This is a genomic window from Actinokineospora sp. PR83 (assembly GCF_021056305.1).
GTDB lineage: Bacteria > Actinomycetota > Actinomycetes > Mycobacteriales > Pseudonocardiaceae > Actinokineospora > Actinokineospora spheciospongiae.
The window spans coordinates 46,116-60,050 of the sequence record NZ_JAJCXD010000015.1 but is presented as its reverse complement, the minus strand read 5'-3'; the positions used below and the strand labels follow the sequence as shown (position 1 = coordinate 60,050).

Sequence of the window (13,935 nt, the reverse complement as noted above, 5' to 3'; positions counted from 1 at the left end):
CATGGACGAGGTGATCGCCGCCCTGCTGCGCGGCGGAGACGCGGCCGAGGGGGTCGACCTGCCCGCCTGGCGGGCGCTGTGGGACCGGCTGGAGAGCGGCGGCCTCGACCGCGCCGAGGTCTCCGCGCTGCTGGCGACGCTGTCGACCCGCCTCCCGGCCGCGGCCCCGCTGAAGGCCCTGGTGGTCTCGCTGCGGGAGCGGCGGTCCGGTCCGGAGCACCCGGCCTGGCCGGGGGCGGTCAACATCGTCGGCACCGGCGGTGGACCCCGCACGTTCAACGTCTCCACCGCCGCGGCGTTCGTCGCCGCGGCGATGGGGGTCCCCGTGGTGAAGACCGGGTCGCGCGCCTACACCGGGTCGGTCGGGTCGATCGACCTGCTCGACCGGCTGGGCGTGCGGCTGACCCGCTCGGTGTCCGACACCGAGGACGCCCTGGGGGAGCACGGGATCGCCTTCGCGGGCCCGTTCGTCTACCCGGCCCCGCTGACCAGGATGGCCCGCGCGCTGGTCCCGCTGGGGCTCAGGCCCTTCGGGCGGTTCCTCAACGCGCTCGGGCCGTTCCTGGCCGCGGTGCCGGTCTCCGCCCAGGTGACCGGGGTGTCCTCGGCCGCCCCGCTGGAGCCGCTGCGCCACCTGGCCGCGTCAGCGACCGACCGCACGGTCTGGTTGTGCGCCAACGACATCGGCTGCGACGAACTCCTGGGCTTCGCCCACAACGTCGTGCACACCGGTGGTGACCCCGTCACCCTGTCGCCGGGCGACCTGGCCCCCGGGCGCGGCTCGCTCGACGACCTGGCCGAGGCGCACCCCGACAGCCTCGTCCCGCACTTCCTGGACGTGCTCTCCGGCCGCGGCACCACCGCGGCCACCGAGGCCGTGTGCCTCAACGCCGCCGCACTGGCGATGGCCGGTGGTCACGCCGCGACGTGGCCAGGGGCTTTCGCCGCCGCGACCGACGCCGTGCACGGCGGTGCCGCGGTGGCCCTGGTGGACCGTGTGCGGGCGAAGGCGGTGGCCCGTGGCTAGGTTCTTCGACCAGCTCACCCCGGACCGCCCCGGGCTCGCGCTGTTCCTCAACGCCGGTGACCCGCCGCTGGACGTGCTGGCCGAGCTGCTGCCCGCGCTGGACGAGATCGGCGTGGACTGCCTGGAGCTGGCCGTGCCGTTCCCCGGCTCGGTCACCGACGGCAAGACCGTCCGCGACTCCGCGGACCGGGCCCTGGCCCAGGGGGTGGACCTGGACGTGGCATTGGAATTCGTCGCGAAGGTCCGCCCCACCCTCACGCGGCTCCGGATCGCCCTGCTGGCGGACTGGAGCCACTCCCTCAAACGCCGGTCGCTGGCAGCGGTGGCCGGGGAAGTGGTCGACAGCGGTGTCGACGGATTGCTGGTGCACGGCCTGCCACCGCGTCTGCGGGCCGAATACCACCGGGTGACGACGGAAGCGCAGCTCCCGATCATCACCACCTGCTACCACAAGGTCAGCACCTCCGAGGTGCAGCGGGTGGCCGCCGCGCACGCGACGGCCTACCTGTACCTGGTGGCCCACTACGGGCGCAGCGGGACCGCGCCCGCGGCGGGCTACGCGGAACTGGCGGACACCGTGGTCCGCCTGAACGCGACGGCCACCGCGCCGATCGCGGTCGGCTTCGGCGTCAAGACGCGGCACGACGTCGAAGCGGTGCACCGGATCGGAGCCGACGCCGCAATCGTCGGCTCCGCCGGCGTCGGGGTGGTGGAGAGCGCCCTGCACAGGCGCACGGACCTGGTCGCCGAGTTCGGCGACTTCGCCCGCTCCCTCCTCCACCCCATCCACAACCCCCTCGCATCAGGGAGCACACCATGATCATCCGTGATCTCGACACCGTCAAGACCGTCGACTGGGGCAACGGCACCAGCGCCCGCCTGCTCGTCGCGGCCGACGGCCTGGGTTACACCGTCTGCGACACCGTCGTCACCGCCGGGTCCAAGTCCAAGCTCCAGTACCGCAACCACCTGGAGGCCTGCTACTGCATCGGCGGCTCCGGTGAGGTGCAGGACATGTCAGGCAACTCGTTCCCGATCACCCCGGGTGTCCTCTACGCGCTCAACGAGCACGACGAGCACTGGCTCATCGCCGGCCCGGACGAGGACCTGCACCTGATTTCCGTGTTCACCCCCGCCCTGCGCGGCGACGAGGTGCACAACCTCGACGGTTCCGGCGCCTCCGCGTACTGAGCCCGTTCCCCGCTGGGCGGTTCCCCGCCCCGCCGCACCGGTGATCCCACACAAGACCAGGAAGGGCGTTTCGCCGTGATCGAGTGGACCGCTGATCAGGAAAACCTGCGCGCGGGCATCGCGCGCTGGTGCGAGGCATTCAGCGCCGACCATGTCGAGCGCGACGAGGAGGGCACCTTCTCCTGGGAGAAGTGGAAGCTGGTGCGGCGGGCGGGCCTGCTCGCGCTGCCGTTCGACGAGCGGTGGGGCGGCGACGGCCTCGACCTCATCACCGTGATGGGCGTGCTGGAGGCCCTCGGCGAGGGCAACCGCGACGCGGGCCTGACCTTCTCCGTGACCACCAGCATGTGCAGCACGGGCATCCCGCTGGAGGCGTTCGGGTCGAAGGCGCTCAAGGACGCCTACCTGCCCCTGATCACCTCGGGCGAGGCGATCGGGGCGCACGCCATCACCGAGCCGTCCGGCGGGTCGGACGCGCTGAACATGCGCACCACCGCCCGCCGCGAGGGCGACGAGTTCGTCCTCAACGGCAGCAAGACCTTCGTCAGCAACGGCCCCGTCGCCGACCTGTTCGTCGTCTACGCGCTGACCCGCCCCGGCGCGGGGGCGCTCGGCACCACCGCGTTCCTCGTCCGCCGCGACACCCCCGGGCTGGTCGTCGGCAAGCCGATGAAGAAGATGGGCTTGCGCACCTCCCCGCTCTCGGAGCTGTTCTTCGACGACTGCCGGGTGCCCGCCGACCACGTCATCGGCCGGGTCGGCGCCGGGTTCATGGTGCTCGACCACGTGATGAAGCGGGAGATCCTGTTCTCCTTCATCACCAACGTCGGCGAGATGGCCCACCGCCTGGACCGGTGCGTGGCCTACGCCAAGGAGCGCACGGCGTTCGGTCAGCCGATCGGGTCCTACCAGGCCATCCAGCACAGGCTCGTGGACATGAAGATCAAGCTCGACACCGCGCGCAAGTGGCTCTACGACGTGGCCGAGATGCTGGTCGCGGGCAAGGGCGTCACCACCGAGATGGCCATCGCCAAGCTGCTCACCAGCGAGGCGAACCTGGCCTCCAGCCTGGCCGCGGTGCAGGTCTTCGGCGGGCACGGCTACATGGCCGAGACCGGCCTGGAGAAGGACGTGCGCAACGCCGTCGCCGGGACCATCTACTCCGGGTCCACCGAGACCCAGTACAACCGCATCGCGTCGATGATGGGCCTGTGAGGTGACCGTGCGCTCCCTGCTGAACTCCCTGCTGAAGGTCTGCGGCGCGACCGCGGAAGCCGACATCGACCTGCTCGCCGCGGGCGGGGTCGACCTCGTCGGCCTCTGGCACGGCGTCCCCGGCGGCCCGGCCGAGCTGCCGCTCGACCGCCTCGCCGACCTGGCCGCCGCCGCCCGCTCGACCGGTCGGCTGCGGCCGGTGCTGGTGACCTTCCTGGCCGACGCCGACGCGATCGCCGACGCCATGGAGCACTCCGGCATCGAGTGGGTGCAGTTGCACGCCTACCAGCCACCCGCGCTGGTGAAGGCCCTGCGGCGGCGCAGGCCCGAGGCGCACATCCTCAAGGTGCTGCACGTCGCCGACGGGCAGTGCGTGGAGAAGCGGCTCATCCCCGCCTACGAGCGCGCCGGGGTCGACACGTTCCTGCTCGACCGGGTCGGGCTCAACGGCCAGGTCGGCAGCACCGGGCTGCGGCTGGCCGAGTCCGACGTGGTGGACCTGGTGGCGGGCATGACGATCCCGTTCGTCCTCGCGGGCGGCATCGACGCCGCCAGCCGCCCCGCCTACCCGCGGCTCTCGGTGCACCCCGGGATGCTCGGCGTGGACGTCGACACGGCCGCCCGCGGCGACGACGGCCGGTTCGACCGGCACGCCGTGGCCGCGCTCACCGCCTCCTGGGGCGGGGAACCGCGAACAGAGGTCCTGGAGTTGACGGTGCCGACGGCGCGGCCGGTCGTGGTCGGCCAGGAAGGGGCGGTGGCCCCGTGAGCGCCTTCGTCGACAGCCTGCTCGCCGGGCGCCCGCTGATCATGGAGGTCAAGCGGAAGTCCCCGCACGGGGAGGACCTGATGGCCGGGCGCGCGGTCGCCGAGGTCGTCGCCTCCTACGCGGCCGCGGGCGCGTCCTGCGTGTCCGTGGTGACCGGCCGCTGGTTCGGCGGAACCCCCGAGCTGCTGGCCGAGGTCGCCGCCGCCACCGCGCTCCCGGTGTTGCAGAAGGACTTCCTGACCCGCCGCGACCACCTGCACCGGGCCCGTGACCTGGGCGCGTCCGCTGTGCTGCTCACCGCCGGGCTGCTCACCCGCTCCAGCCTCACCACCCTGGTCGAAGGGGCGTTGGCCCTCGGTCTGACCCCTTTCGTCGAGGTCACCACGGAGGCCGAGGTGGCCGCGCTGCCGCTGGCGGAGCACTGCGCCATCGCGGTGAACAACAAGGACATCAAGACCGGCGAGAAGGACGCGGGCGACCTCGGCCGCAGCGAGCGGATGCTCCCGCACGTGCTCGCCGCGGGCACCCGCTGCCCGGTCAGCGCCAGCGGCATCGCCGACCCGGCGGTCGCCGCCCACCTGGTGCGCACCGGCTACAGAGGACTCCTGCTCGGCACCTCCCTGCTGCGCGCCGGGAACGTCGCCGACTGGGTGTCGGAATTCGACACCGCGCTGGCCGTGCCCGCGGTCTGAACCGGAAGAGGGATGGTCAGCATGCGCGTCACCGTGACCGGCTCGATCGCCACCGACCACCTGGTGGCCTTTCCCGGCGTGTTCACCCGGCGGCTGCTGGCCGACCTGCCGCACGGGCTGGCGCTGGGTTCCGTGCTGCGCACCCCCGCGCCCCGCCCCGGCGGCACGGCCGCGAACACCGCCTACGGGCTGGCCCGGCTGGGGCTGCGCCCGGTCCTGCTCGGCGCGGTCGGCCCCGACTTCGACGGGACCGCGCTCGGCGCGCTCGGGGTGGACACCGGCTCGGTGCGGGTGTGCGCGGAGCCGACCGCCCGCTTCCTGTGCGCCACCGACACCGGCGGCAACCGGGTGGCGGCGTTCCGCCCCGGGGCCATGCGCGCCGCCCGGCACCTGCGGCTGAGCGCGGTCGCCGACCGGCTCGGCTCCCCCGGCCTGGTGCTCATCGCCGCCGACGAATCGGTTGCGATGGTCCGGCACGCCGAGGCGTGCCGGTTGCACGGGCACCCGTTCGCCGTGGCGCCCTCGCGCCAGGTCGGGTGCCTGGCCGGGGACGAGCTGCGGGCGCTGGTCGGCGGGGCGCGGGTGCTGTTCACCAGTCGGCACGAGGTGGCGCTGCTGCTGGAGAGGACCGGCTGGTCGCACCGGGAGGTGCTGCGCCGCGTGGGGACCTGGGTGACCACCCTCGGCGTGGACGGGGTGCGGTTGGAGGTGGCGGGCGAGCGGCCGGTGACCGTACCCGCCGTCGAGGTCGTCGCGGTGGACCCGACCGGGTCCGGCGACGCCTTCCGCGCGGGGTACCTGGCCGCGCTGGGCTGGGGCCTGGACGCGGTGTCCGCCGCCCGGCTCGGCTGCGCGCTGGCCGCGCTCGCGGTCGGTTCGCTGGGCGCGCAGGGCTACAACCCGGACCCGGTGCGGCTCACCGCGCTGATCGCCGACACCCACGGGGTCGAGGCGTGCGTCCCCTTCGGACCCCACCTCGGCGCTCCCACCGTCCCGCTCGACCCCGCGTCGCGCGCCGTCCCGCCGATGAGCGCGCGGGGGCCCGGCGCGGCGGGCGTCCCGATCGCGTCCTGACCACGACACCCGCCCCAGGGAGCCAGCCATGTCCGCCGCACTCGCCACCCCACCCGCCGCGACCGAGGAGCAGGTCGCGCCGCTGCGGCTGGTCTGCTTCGCCCCCGCGGGCGGGTCCTCCGCCTCGTTCAAGACCTGGCCGAAGGCGCTCGCCCCGGAATTCCTGGTGCAGGCCGTGGACCTGCCCGGCCGGGCCACCCGCCGGGCCGACCCGCCCGCCGAATCGCTGGTGCGCCACGCCGACGAGCTGGCCCCGCTGCTGGCCGGGTCCGGACCGTACGCGCTGCTCGGGCACAGCCTCGGCGGCCTGCTGGCCTACGAGGTGGCCAAGCGGATCAGCCGCGACCCGGACCTGCGCGACCCGGAGTTCGTGGTGCTGGCCGGGTCGCGCCCGCCGCACCGGTCGTCGTCGAAGGTGTTCGCCCCGCTGGTGGAACTGCCCGACGAGCAACTGCTGGACGCACTGACCGAGATCGGCGCGGTGAACCCGATGCTGCGCACCTCCCCGCTGCGCGGGCTGTTCATCCCCGCGCTGCGCAACGACCTGCGCCTGGTGGTCGGCTACCACCCGGACCCGGCGGAGGAGCCGCCCCGCATCTCCCTGGCCGCCTGGCACGCCGAGGACGACCACCTGGCCCCGCCCGCGGTGGGCGCCGAGTGGGCCCGGTACACCAGCGGGGACTTCACCCACACCGCGTTCGGCGGCGACCACTTCTTCCTCTACGACCGGATGCCCACCGTGGCGTCGGCCCTGCGGGCCGCGCGGGACCGCGCCGTCCGGTGAATCGCCGCCCGTGGTCGGGCGTGGTGCGTCACTTCTTCCCGCGTATTCATCTCGGTAATCGAAATACGCCCGCTCGCCCCGGCAGCATTTGTGCCGGGACGAGCGGGCGTTTTTGCCTTCCGGCAACCTTCTCGCCATCTGCGCAGGTCAGCGTGTCGCATAGGGTCGGCTCACGGCCGCTGCCGGGTGGAGACGCCCAGAGATGGGCCTGAGCTTCTTGACTATGGCTCAATTCCGCGCAGACCGGTTGACTACGGGTATGGGAGAGCGAGCGAGCCGTGACCGGGCGAATGAGGTCCTGGTGATCGGGGGCACCGGCAAGACCGGCCGCCGGGTCGCCGCGCGGCTCGGCGCCCGGGGGGTGCCGGTGCGCATCGGCTCCCGGTCGGAGACCCCGCGCTTCGACTGGAACGACCACGAGACGTTCGCGCCGGTCCTCGACGGGGTCCGGGCCGCGTACGTCACCTACATCCCCGACCTCGGCTTCCCCGGTGCCGTCGCCGACATCACCCGGTTCTGCCGGGCCGCCGTCGACGCCGGGGTCGAGCGGCTGGTGCTGCTCTCCGGCCGCGGCGAGGAGGCCGCACAGGAGAGCGAGCGGGTCGTGCAGCGGTGCGGGCTGGAGTGGACGATCGTCCGCTGTAGCTGGTTCAACCAGAACTTCAGCGAGAACTTCATGCTGGAGGCGGTGCTGGCCGGTGAGATCGCGCTGCCCGCTGGCGACGCGGTGGAGCCGTTCGTCGACGCCGACGACATCGCCGACGTGGCGGTGGCGGCGCTGACCGAACCCGGGCACGCCGGGCAGGTCTACGAGCTGTCCGGACCGCGGCTGCTGGGCTTCCACGACATCGCCGCGGAGATCAGCAAGGCCACCGGGCGGGACGTGCGGTACGTGCCGCTGAGCCCGCCGCAGTACGCCGCCGCGCTGCGCGAGCGCGGCATGTCGCAGCACTTCGTCGGCCTCTTCGGCGAGGTCCTCGACGGGCGCAACGCCTACCTCACCGACGGGGTGCGCCGGGCGCTGCGCCGCGAACCCCGCGACTTCACCGACTTCGCGCACGACACCGCCGCCAGCGGTGTCTGGAACGCCGACTGAGACCCCCGCGCGCCGCGCCCCGCGGCACCGCCGACTGAGCAGAACCGCACCACCAGCACCACCAGCACCAGACCGCCGCCACCGCAGGACCCGCACGGAACCGCAGGGAGCACGCCATGACCGCAGGACTGTCCAGCGAGCACGGGCTCGACGGACTCCCCGAGAACCTCCACGGCTTCGCGCTGCTGCACCGCGCGATGCGCCGCGACGCCAAGAAGCTGCTGGCGGTGGCACCCAAGCTGTCCTCGCCCAAGCGGCCGAGGGTGGCCTCCTGGTGGGACCAGGTGCGCGCCACCATCGACTGGCACCACCACACCGAGGACGACATCCTCTGGCCCGAGCTGCGCGCCAAGGTGCCCGGCTTCGCCGAGCGGGAGGTCGACATGCACGCCGACCACGCGGCGCTGGACGAGGCGATGGACGCCGTCACCGCGGCGCTGCGGCTCGACGACAACGCCGCCCTGGTCGAAGCCGCGACGCGGTTCGACGCGATCATCCACGACCACCTGCGCGCCGAGGAGACCATCGTGCTCCCCGCGTTCGTCGCCATGGGCAAGCGCGCCTACGGCAACGTCGAGCGCCGCATCATGTTCAGCGCCCCGCCGACCGTGCTCGCGTTCCTGCTGCCGTGGATGTTCGACGGCGCGGGCTCCGGGCGGGCCGCCGCGCTGATGCCGCTGCCGGTCCGGCTCATCGGCTTGACCGCGCTGAACTTCCGCTACGAGCGGTCCTACCGCTGGTGGTGATCCGCGGGATCTCCCGCACGGAGGACTGACCGAAGTCGGCGCACAGGGCGGTGTGCGGGCACGGCGCGAGACCCGCGCCCGCCGTCGGGTGGACGGCGGGCGCGGGGACAACCGGGACCAACGCGAGGGGACAGGGCCATGGGCTGGCTGAACGGGGCGGACGAGGCGCCCGGTGGCGTCATCGCGACGTCCACTGTGGTCGACCGCGTGCCCGGACAACGAAATCGCCGGGGCGCGGTCCTGGCGGTGTCCGGACTGGGCTACACCACCGACGACGGGCGCGGTGTCGTCCGCGACATCGGTTTCGAGGTCGCCGCCGGGGAGGCGTACGGCCTGGCCGGGCCCACCGGCTCCGGCAAGAGCACCATCGTGCGGTTGGTCACCGGCCTGCTCGGCGCCGACACCGGCAGCATCACCGTCGGCGGTGAGTCCATCGACGCCTACGACGGCTTCCAGTTGCGGCACGTCATCAGCTACGTCCCGCAGAGCGCGGTGATGGTCCCGACCGCCACCATGGCCGAGACCCTCGCCTTCTGGGCGCGCTTCCACCGCATCCCGCGCGCCGAGCGCGCCGAGCGGATCACCGAGGCCCTGCGCCGCGCCGGGCTCGCCGCCCACGCCACCGTCCCGGTCGACCGCTGCACCGGCGGCGAACTGCGCGAGCTGTGCCTGGCCATGTCCCTGCTGATCCGCCCCCGGATGCTGGTCCTGGACCAGCCAACCGCCCACATCGACCCCGACAGCCGCGTCCGCCTCCTCACCACCCTCAGCGACCTGCGCGACCAGGGCATGTCCGTGCTGTACGCGGGCAGCGACCTGCTGGAGGTCCGCTGGCTGTGCGACCGCGTCGGCCTGCTCGACGAAGGCACCCTCCTCCCGGACGGCGCCGACACCCTCACCGGCTCACTGGCCTGACCCGCGAACCCCGTCCCACCGACCCGTCCACGACCACAGGGGAGAACCCACCATGTCCGACCTCCGCAGCGCGCAATTCGCCCAGCAGGTGGGGCCGCCAACGGGCAAGAGCAAGCTCGCCGCGCCCGTGCTCTGGCTGGCCACCGCCTGCATGGGCCTGATGGCGGGGACGTTCTTCACCTTCGCCAACGCCGTCATGCCCGCGCTGGCCAAGACCGACAACCGCACCTTCATCGACTCCATGCAGCAGATCAACCGGGCCATCCAGAACAACACGTTCGGCTCGGTCCTGGCGGGCGCCTTCATCTTCACCGGCGCGGCGGCCATCATCGAGCACAAGCTCGGCAAGCGCACCGCCGCCCGCTGGGTCCTGGCCTCGCTGGCGCTGTACGTGGTCGCCATCGGCATCACCATGGGCATCAACATCCCCCTCAACGACCAACTGGAGGCGGCGGGCCTGCCCACCGACCTCAACGAGCTGGCCCGCGTCCGCGGGGCGTTCGAGGACCCGTGGAACAGGTGGCACCTGGTGCGCACGATCGCCAACGTGCTCGCCTTCGGCGCGCTGGCGGGCGCACTGGTCTCGCACAAGCGCTCCAACTGACGCTCCTCCGTGGACAGGCCGCCGGGTCCCCCCGGCGGCCTGTCCGCGTTTCGGCTTGGTTGTCACGCTGTGGGGGCAGGTGAGCCCAGGCGCCAGTTCGCGCAGGTCCGGGCGAGGCGGGCGCGGTGGCGGGCCCCGTGACCGGCGGACAGGGACAGGTGGGTCCAGAAGCCCGCGACGTACACCGCGAACGCTGTCAGCGCATCCGGCGCGGCACCCGCGTAGGCCGGGATGGTTCGGGCCCATGACTCCGCCTCGGCGGGAGTGTGACCCGCGTCGACCAGGCGGAGGGTCATGAAGGCCGTGTCCACCCACGGGGCGCCACTGCCGGGAAATCCCCAGTCGATGACGTGCACTCGGTTGGTTTCGCTGATCAGGAACTGGTCCGCGTGGAGATCGGTGTGGAGCAGGCTGGTGCCGTCGACCAGGGCCGGGGCGGCAGCGGAGATGCGCGCCAGCTTGGGGGCGTCCCAATCGCGGATGTGGTCCGGTGCCTCGTCGGCCAAGCGGGTCCACCAGTCGGTGCCGGACCAGCGGTCGCGCAGTGGGCGCAGGCCCGGGGCTTGAATGCGACTGATCCTGGACAGCGTGTCAGCGACCAGGGGGAGGTCCGATGAGCCGGGGGAGAGGTCTGCGCGGCGACCGGGGACGTAGGCGAAGCCGACGATGAGCCAGTAGCCCACGTCAACGTGGAAGATGACATCGGGGGCGATTCCGGGGGCGTGCAGGGAGCCGGTGATCTCGTTGCGGAGCCAGCGCATGCGCCTGCTCACACCACGGACACCTTTCACGAACACCGGCTCCCCGGACACCCCACGCACGACCGCGGCCAAGTCGCTGCTGTCCCCGCGGTCCACGTCCGCTGCCTCGACGACTCGGCCCATCCGCTGCTCGACGGCGGACACAACGGCAGCGGGCAGTTCAGGCCAAGTCGTCAACATCAGTCCTTACCGCGGTTGTCCGAGTTCTCGTTGCCGTCGCCACCGCTGGCGTTGCAATTGCCCTCTTCATGGCAGCTTCCGCAGCGGTCCGTGTCGCTGAACCACAGCTCGCGGTCCACCACGTAGCCTGCGGCCTCGATCGCGGCCAGCGTACGGCTGACCCGGCCGCCGGACCCAGTCGAAACGGATCCGGGAGTGTCCTCGGGGACGTGGTGGATGAAGCGGCCTGCGATGCGGTGGCAGAACTCTGTGTACTCCCTCGTGTAGAGCAGGAAGGCATGCCAGCCCGGATCGACCTCGGCACTGGGGCTCAACGGCTCACCGACGTGCCGGGCCGATGCCGCCAAGAACGCCAACGACTGGTCAACCACGCGCTTGGCCATCTCCCGATCCACACCCGTATCCGCGACCACCCGGCCCACCAGTCGCTCGAACAACTCGCCGTCAATCAGATCCCGCCCCAACGCGTGCGGAGTGCCCAACACCATGGTCACGTCGATCTCCTCCCAGTCAGTGGCTCCAGTCTCATGGTGCACAACCACTGGGCGCGTCCCCCATTCGAGGCGACACAGCCATCGAGCCAAGGCCCAGGTCAACAGCACCCTGACGGGTACGTTTCGGCCAACGCTGAAACAGGCTCTGAGTAGGTGAGGTGTCTCGAAGTTCGGACAATGGGCCGTCTGCCTTTGGTTCGGTGAAGGACCCGGGTGGAGCCGGTCATCGGTGCTTGGTGTGTGTCGTGAGGTCGTGCAGGGCTTGTCGGGTGGATTCAATGGTGAGGGCGGTCGTGCTGAGGGTGCGGAGTAGCGCGGTGTAGGGGGCGGTGGATTCGGGGTGTTCGAGGAGGATGTGGGTGCCGTGGTGGTTGATGTGGACCACGGGTGGGAAGTGGTCGATCTCCAGGAGTCGGAATTCGGGGTGTGGTGGGGATTCAGCGGGCAGGAGTCGGATGTCGCTCGGGCTGGTGTCGCGCAGGTGCCGGAGCTGCTCGCGCGTTGTTGTCTCGGGTATGCCGGGGTGGTTCAGGGCTTGGGGGTGGAGGAGGAATGTGCTGATACGCATGGTCTGTGGTGATGTGGGGGTAATGTTTTCGCTGGTGTCGCGGGTGAGGGCGTCGTGGTAGGCCGTGGTGCGCAGTGGGTGGGGGATGACGGTGGGAGCGAACCAGGTGATTGTTTCGGCGATTTGTTCGATGCTGCTGACGGTGTCGGTTTCGGTACCGGGGCGTAGGAGCCAGTCGGTGAGGTCGGCGTCGGCGGTCAGCCGGTAGAGGTGGTGTCGTCTCCTGGCCGGTGTGTTGTGTCTGCCGGGGTGGAATCGGCCAGGAGGGTGGCCTGTCGTTGCAGTGCGGCGGTGAGGAGTTCCTCGGGGTGGGCGGGGAGCCAGGGGACGGTGGGTTCGTCGGGGAAGGTGTCCAGCAGACGGATGGTTTCCTGCCAGCCGTTTGCCATTCGGATCCAGACGAGGTCTGTTGCCTCGATCCATCGGCCGAGGAGGATTTCCCCGTGCCCGGTCTCGTGCATCACCATGAACTCGCGGTACCCCTCGCCGGTGCGGTGAGCGCCAATGGTGATCGTGTTTCCGGCTCGGTGGGTGTCGAGGTCCCATCCGCGCGCCACGAGTTCGTTGCGCAGCTCTGCCGGTGAGGATGTCGATGTGGTTGCGGTGGCCATCGAAGAAGTCCTTTGGTGGGTGTGGATGTGGTGTCACGGGTACAGGCCAGCGGTGCGTTCGTGGTCGGCGGCGAGCCGGTTCAGCAGGTCGAGGCTGTCGTTCGGGGTGACGGCGATGGAAAGGAGGTCGGTCATCGAGCCTTCGATTGGCCGGGTGTCGGAGGGGTCGTCGAGCAACCCGGAGGCGGCGTGGGACCACAGGTGCGCAACGGTGGGTTTGTCGATGATCCGGTATATGGCGCAGTTGCCGGGGCAGCGGTAGCCGCCTTCCTTGACCGGGATCACCCGCACTGTGATCGATCTTCCCCGTGTCAGGGCCAGCAGGTGTCGCAGTTGCTGTGCCATGGCGGTCGGTCCGCCGACGGGGCGGCGCAGTAGGGCTTCGTCGAGGACGATCGTGCGGTCCGGTTGGGTGGGGTTCAGCAGAGTCCGGTGTCTGCGGCAGGCGCGTGCCAGCGCCGCCTGTTCCTCACCCCGGCGGTTCCAGCACAGCGCCCGGGTGTAGTGGGGGATCTGCGCGACCACACGGATCTCGGTGGCGGAGAACTCGATCACCGACCGGGCGGTGTCCTCCAGTGCCATCACCGCGTCCTCGTGTACTTGCGGGATGCCGCCCACCGCCCACCACCCGCTGGTGCGTGGCCCCTGCGCGAGAGCCGGCACCCGGGCGCGCTCGGCTCGTGACGGTTGATACGTCGCCAACGCGGCCCCCACCTCAACCGGGTCGAACGGGCGGGTGGCGTTCTCCGACCGGTTCAACGTCGCCGGGGACATCCCCAACCGGGCTGCCGCTTGTCGGGTCGTCAGCCCGCGATCATGACGGCACCGGGTCAAGGTCATGCCCAGCACGCGATGCCAGATGCGCACCCCCACCGTCATCCCGCCCTGCCCCAACCCTCCCCGGGTGCGGAACGGCCGGGTTCCCGGTCGTTCCCCGCGCGAACAGGTGATGTGGCGGTGATCCACGCCTGGGCAACCGAGATCAGTTCCCGATGATCGGCCCACTGCAACGTCAGGGGCTTCGGGATCGTGGCCACCATCGGCCGGGGCCCTTCGATAACCGGGCCGGGAAACCGGCGGTCCCGGATGATGAGGAAGCGCCTCTCCTCGACGCACACACCCCGGAACACCGCGATCGCGGTGTCACCCGATGCCAGACGGAACGTGTGGTCACCCACGAAAACCCGCGAACACGCCACCCGCCCGAT

17 protein-coding genes are annotated in these 13,935 nt (G+C 71.6%); 12 read left to right on the top strand and 5 right to left on the bottom strand.

Features of this window, described 5'->3' with window-relative positions; translation table 11 throughout:
- Window position 1 precedes the first annotated feature (1 nt).
- The 12 genes from L6E12_RS04995 to L6E12_RS04940 all read left to right on the top strand — a co-directional run bounded on the left by L6E12_RS04995 (window position 2) and on the right by L6E12_RS04940 (window position 10,113).
- Window positions 2–1,027, top strand: a complete 1,026-nt coding sequence (locus L6E12_RS04995) for an anthranilate phosphoribosyltransferase (RefSeq protein WP_236226690.1) — start codon at window positions 2–4, stop codon at window positions 1,025–1,027.
- The gene (trpA, locus tag L6E12_RS04990) at window positions 1,020–1,847 is read left to right on the top strand and encodes a tryptophan synthase subunit alpha (RefSeq protein ID WP_236226689.1); all 828 of its coding nucleotides are present in this window, start codon (window positions 1,020–1,022) and stop codon (window positions 1,845–1,847) included. Before L6E12_RS04995 ends, trpA begins: the two co-directional genes overlap by 8 nt.
- Complete coding sequence (locus L6E12_RS04985; protein ID WP_236226688.1) at window positions 1,844–2,218, top strand: ectoine synthase; 375 nt, start codon at window positions 1,844–1,846, stop codon at window positions 2,216–2,218. The genes trpA and L6E12_RS04985 overlap by 4 nt, the downstream gene beginning before the upstream one ends.
- A 75-nt stretch (window positions 2,219–2,293) precedes the next feature.
- A complete protein-coding gene (locus L6E12_RS04980) occupies window positions 2,294–3,433 on the top strand; it encodes an acyl-CoA dehydrogenase family protein (protein ID WP_236226687.1) in 1,140 nt (379 codons plus the stop codon).
- A gap of 1 nt (window position 3,434) precedes the next feature.
- The gene (locus L6E12_RS04975; protein ID WP_236226686.1) at window positions 3,435–4,202 is read left to right on the top strand and encodes a hypothetical protein; all 768 of its coding nucleotides are present in this window, start codon (window positions 3,435–3,437) and stop codon (window positions 4,200–4,202) included.
- Window positions 4,199–4,894 (top strand): hypothetical protein, encoded by a 696-nt coding sequence (locus L6E12_RS04970; RefSeq protein ID WP_236226685.1) that lies wholly within the window; start codon window positions 4,199–4,201, stop codon window positions 4,892–4,894. Before L6E12_RS04975 ends, L6E12_RS04970 begins: the two co-directional genes overlap by 4 nt.
- Window positions 4,895–4,915: 21 nt before the next feature.
- Window positions 4,916–5,968 carry a PfkB family carbohydrate kinase gene (locus tag L6E12_RS04965; protein ID WP_236226684.1) on the top strand — a complete coding sequence of 351 codons (1,053 nt, stop codon included), beginning with the start codon at window positions 4,916–4,918 and terminating at the stop codon, window positions 5,966–5,968.
- A gap of 28 nt (window positions 5,969–5,996) precedes the next feature.
- Entirely contained in the window at window positions 5,997–6,752 is a 756-nt protein-coding gene (locus tag L6E12_RS04960) for a thioesterase II family protein (protein ID WP_236226683.1), read from the top strand.
- Between the two features lie 259 nt (window positions 6,753–7,011).
- A complete protein-coding gene (locus tag L6E12_RS04955; protein WP_200873439.1) occupies window positions 7,012–7,848 on the top strand; it encodes an NmrA family NAD(P)-binding protein in 837 nt (278 codons plus the stop codon).
- A 116-nt stretch (window positions 7,849–7,964) separates the two neighbouring features.
- A complete protein-coding gene (locus L6E12_RS04950) occupies window positions 7,965–8,594 on the top strand; it encodes a hemerythrin domain-containing protein (protein WP_236226682.1) in 630 nt (209 codons plus the stop codon).
- 138 nt (window positions 8,595–8,732) lie between these two features.
- Window positions 8,733–9,509, top strand: coding sequence for an ABC transporter ATP-binding protein (locus L6E12_RS04945; protein WP_236226681.1), 777 nt, complete (start codon window positions 8,733–8,735; stop codon window positions 9,507–9,509).
- 52 nt (window positions 9,510–9,561) lie between these two features.
- Entirely contained in the window at window positions 9,562–10,113 is a 552-nt protein-coding gene (locus L6E12_RS04940) for a DUF1772 domain-containing protein (protein WP_236226680.1), read from the top strand.
- 62 nt (window positions 10,114–10,175) lie between these two features.
- Here the strand turns inward: L6E12_RS04940 and L6E12_RS04935 are convergent, their stop codons facing one another.
- The 5 genes from L6E12_RS04935 to L6E12_RS04915 form a co-directional block, all read right to left on the bottom strand.
- Window positions 10,176–10,886 carry a phosphotransferase family protein gene (locus L6E12_RS04935; protein WP_236226679.1) on the bottom strand — a complete coding sequence of 237 codons (711 nt, stop codon included), beginning with the start codon at window positions 10,884–10,886 and terminating at the stop codon, window positions 10,176–10,178.
- A gap of 167 nt (window positions 10,887–11,053) precedes the next feature.
- On the bottom strand, window positions 11,054–11,542 hold the full coding sequence (locus L6E12_RS04930; RefSeq protein WP_374201838.1) for a hypothetical protein: 489 nt from the start codon (window positions 11,540–11,542) through the stop codon (window positions 11,054–11,056).
- Window positions 11,543–11,771: 229 nt separating this feature from the next.
- Window positions 11,772–12,203: a Scr1 family TA system antitoxin-like transcriptional regulator gene (locus L6E12_RS35655; RefSeq protein ID WP_374201837.1), complete on the bottom strand. Its 432-nt coding sequence runs from the start codon at window positions 12,201–12,203 to the stop codon at window positions 11,772–11,774.
- A gap of 110 nt (window positions 12,204–12,313) precedes the next feature.
- Window positions 12,314–12,727, bottom strand: coding sequence for a hypothetical protein (locus L6E12_RS04920; protein WP_236226676.1), 414 nt, complete (start codon window positions 12,725–12,727; stop codon window positions 12,314–12,316).
- A 33-nt stretch (window positions 12,728–12,760) separates the two neighbouring features.
- Complete coding sequence (locus L6E12_RS04915; protein WP_236226675.1) at window positions 12,761–13,606, bottom strand: helix-turn-helix transcriptional regulator; 846 nt, start codon at window positions 13,604–13,606, stop codon at window positions 12,761–12,763.
- Between the last annotated feature and the right edge of the window lie 329 nt (window positions 13,607–13,935).

Coding starts and splice junctions, on each gene's coding strand:
- L6E12_RS04995 (WP_236226690.1), top strand. CDS start 2: ATGGACGAGGTGATCGCCGCCCTGCTGCGCGGCGGAGACGCGGCCGAG.
- L6E12_RS04985 (WP_236226688.1), top strand. CDS start 1,844: ATGATCATCCGTGATCTCGACACCGTCAAGACCGTCGACTGGGGCAAC.
- L6E12_RS04965 (WP_236226684.1), top strand. CDS start 4,916: ATGCGCGTCACCGTGACCGGCTCGATCGCCACCGACCACCTGGTGGCC.
- L6E12_RS04960 (WP_236226683.1), top strand. CDS start 5,997: ATGTCCGCCGCACTCGCCACCCCACCCGCCGCGACCGAGGAGCAGGTC.
- L6E12_RS04955 (WP_200873439.1), top strand. CDS start 7,012: ATGGGAGAGCGAGCGAGCCGTGACCGGGCGAATGAGGTCCTGGTGATC.
- L6E12_RS04950 (WP_236226682.1), top strand. CDS start 7,965: ATGACCGCAGGACTGTCCAGCGAGCACGGGCTCGACGGACTCCCCGAG.
- L6E12_RS04945 (WP_236226681.1), top strand. CDS start 8,733: ATGGGCTGGCTGAACGGGGCGGACGAGGCGCCCGGTGGCGTCATCGCG.
- L6E12_RS04940 (WP_236226680.1), top strand. CDS start 9,562: ATGTCCGACCTCCGCAGCGCGCAATTCGCCCAGCAGGTGGGGCCGCCA.
- L6E12_RS04930 (WP_374201838.1), bottom strand. CDS start 11,542: ATGGTGTTGGGCACTCCGCACGCGTTGGGGCGGGATCTGATTGACGGC.
- L6E12_RS04920 (WP_236226676.1), bottom strand. CDS start 12,727: ATGGCCACCGCAACCACATCGACATCCTCACCGGCAGAGCTGCGCAAC.
- L6E12_RS04915 (WP_236226675.1), bottom strand. CDS start 13,606: ATGACGGTGGGGGTGCGCATCTGGCATCGCGTGCTGGGCATGACCTTG.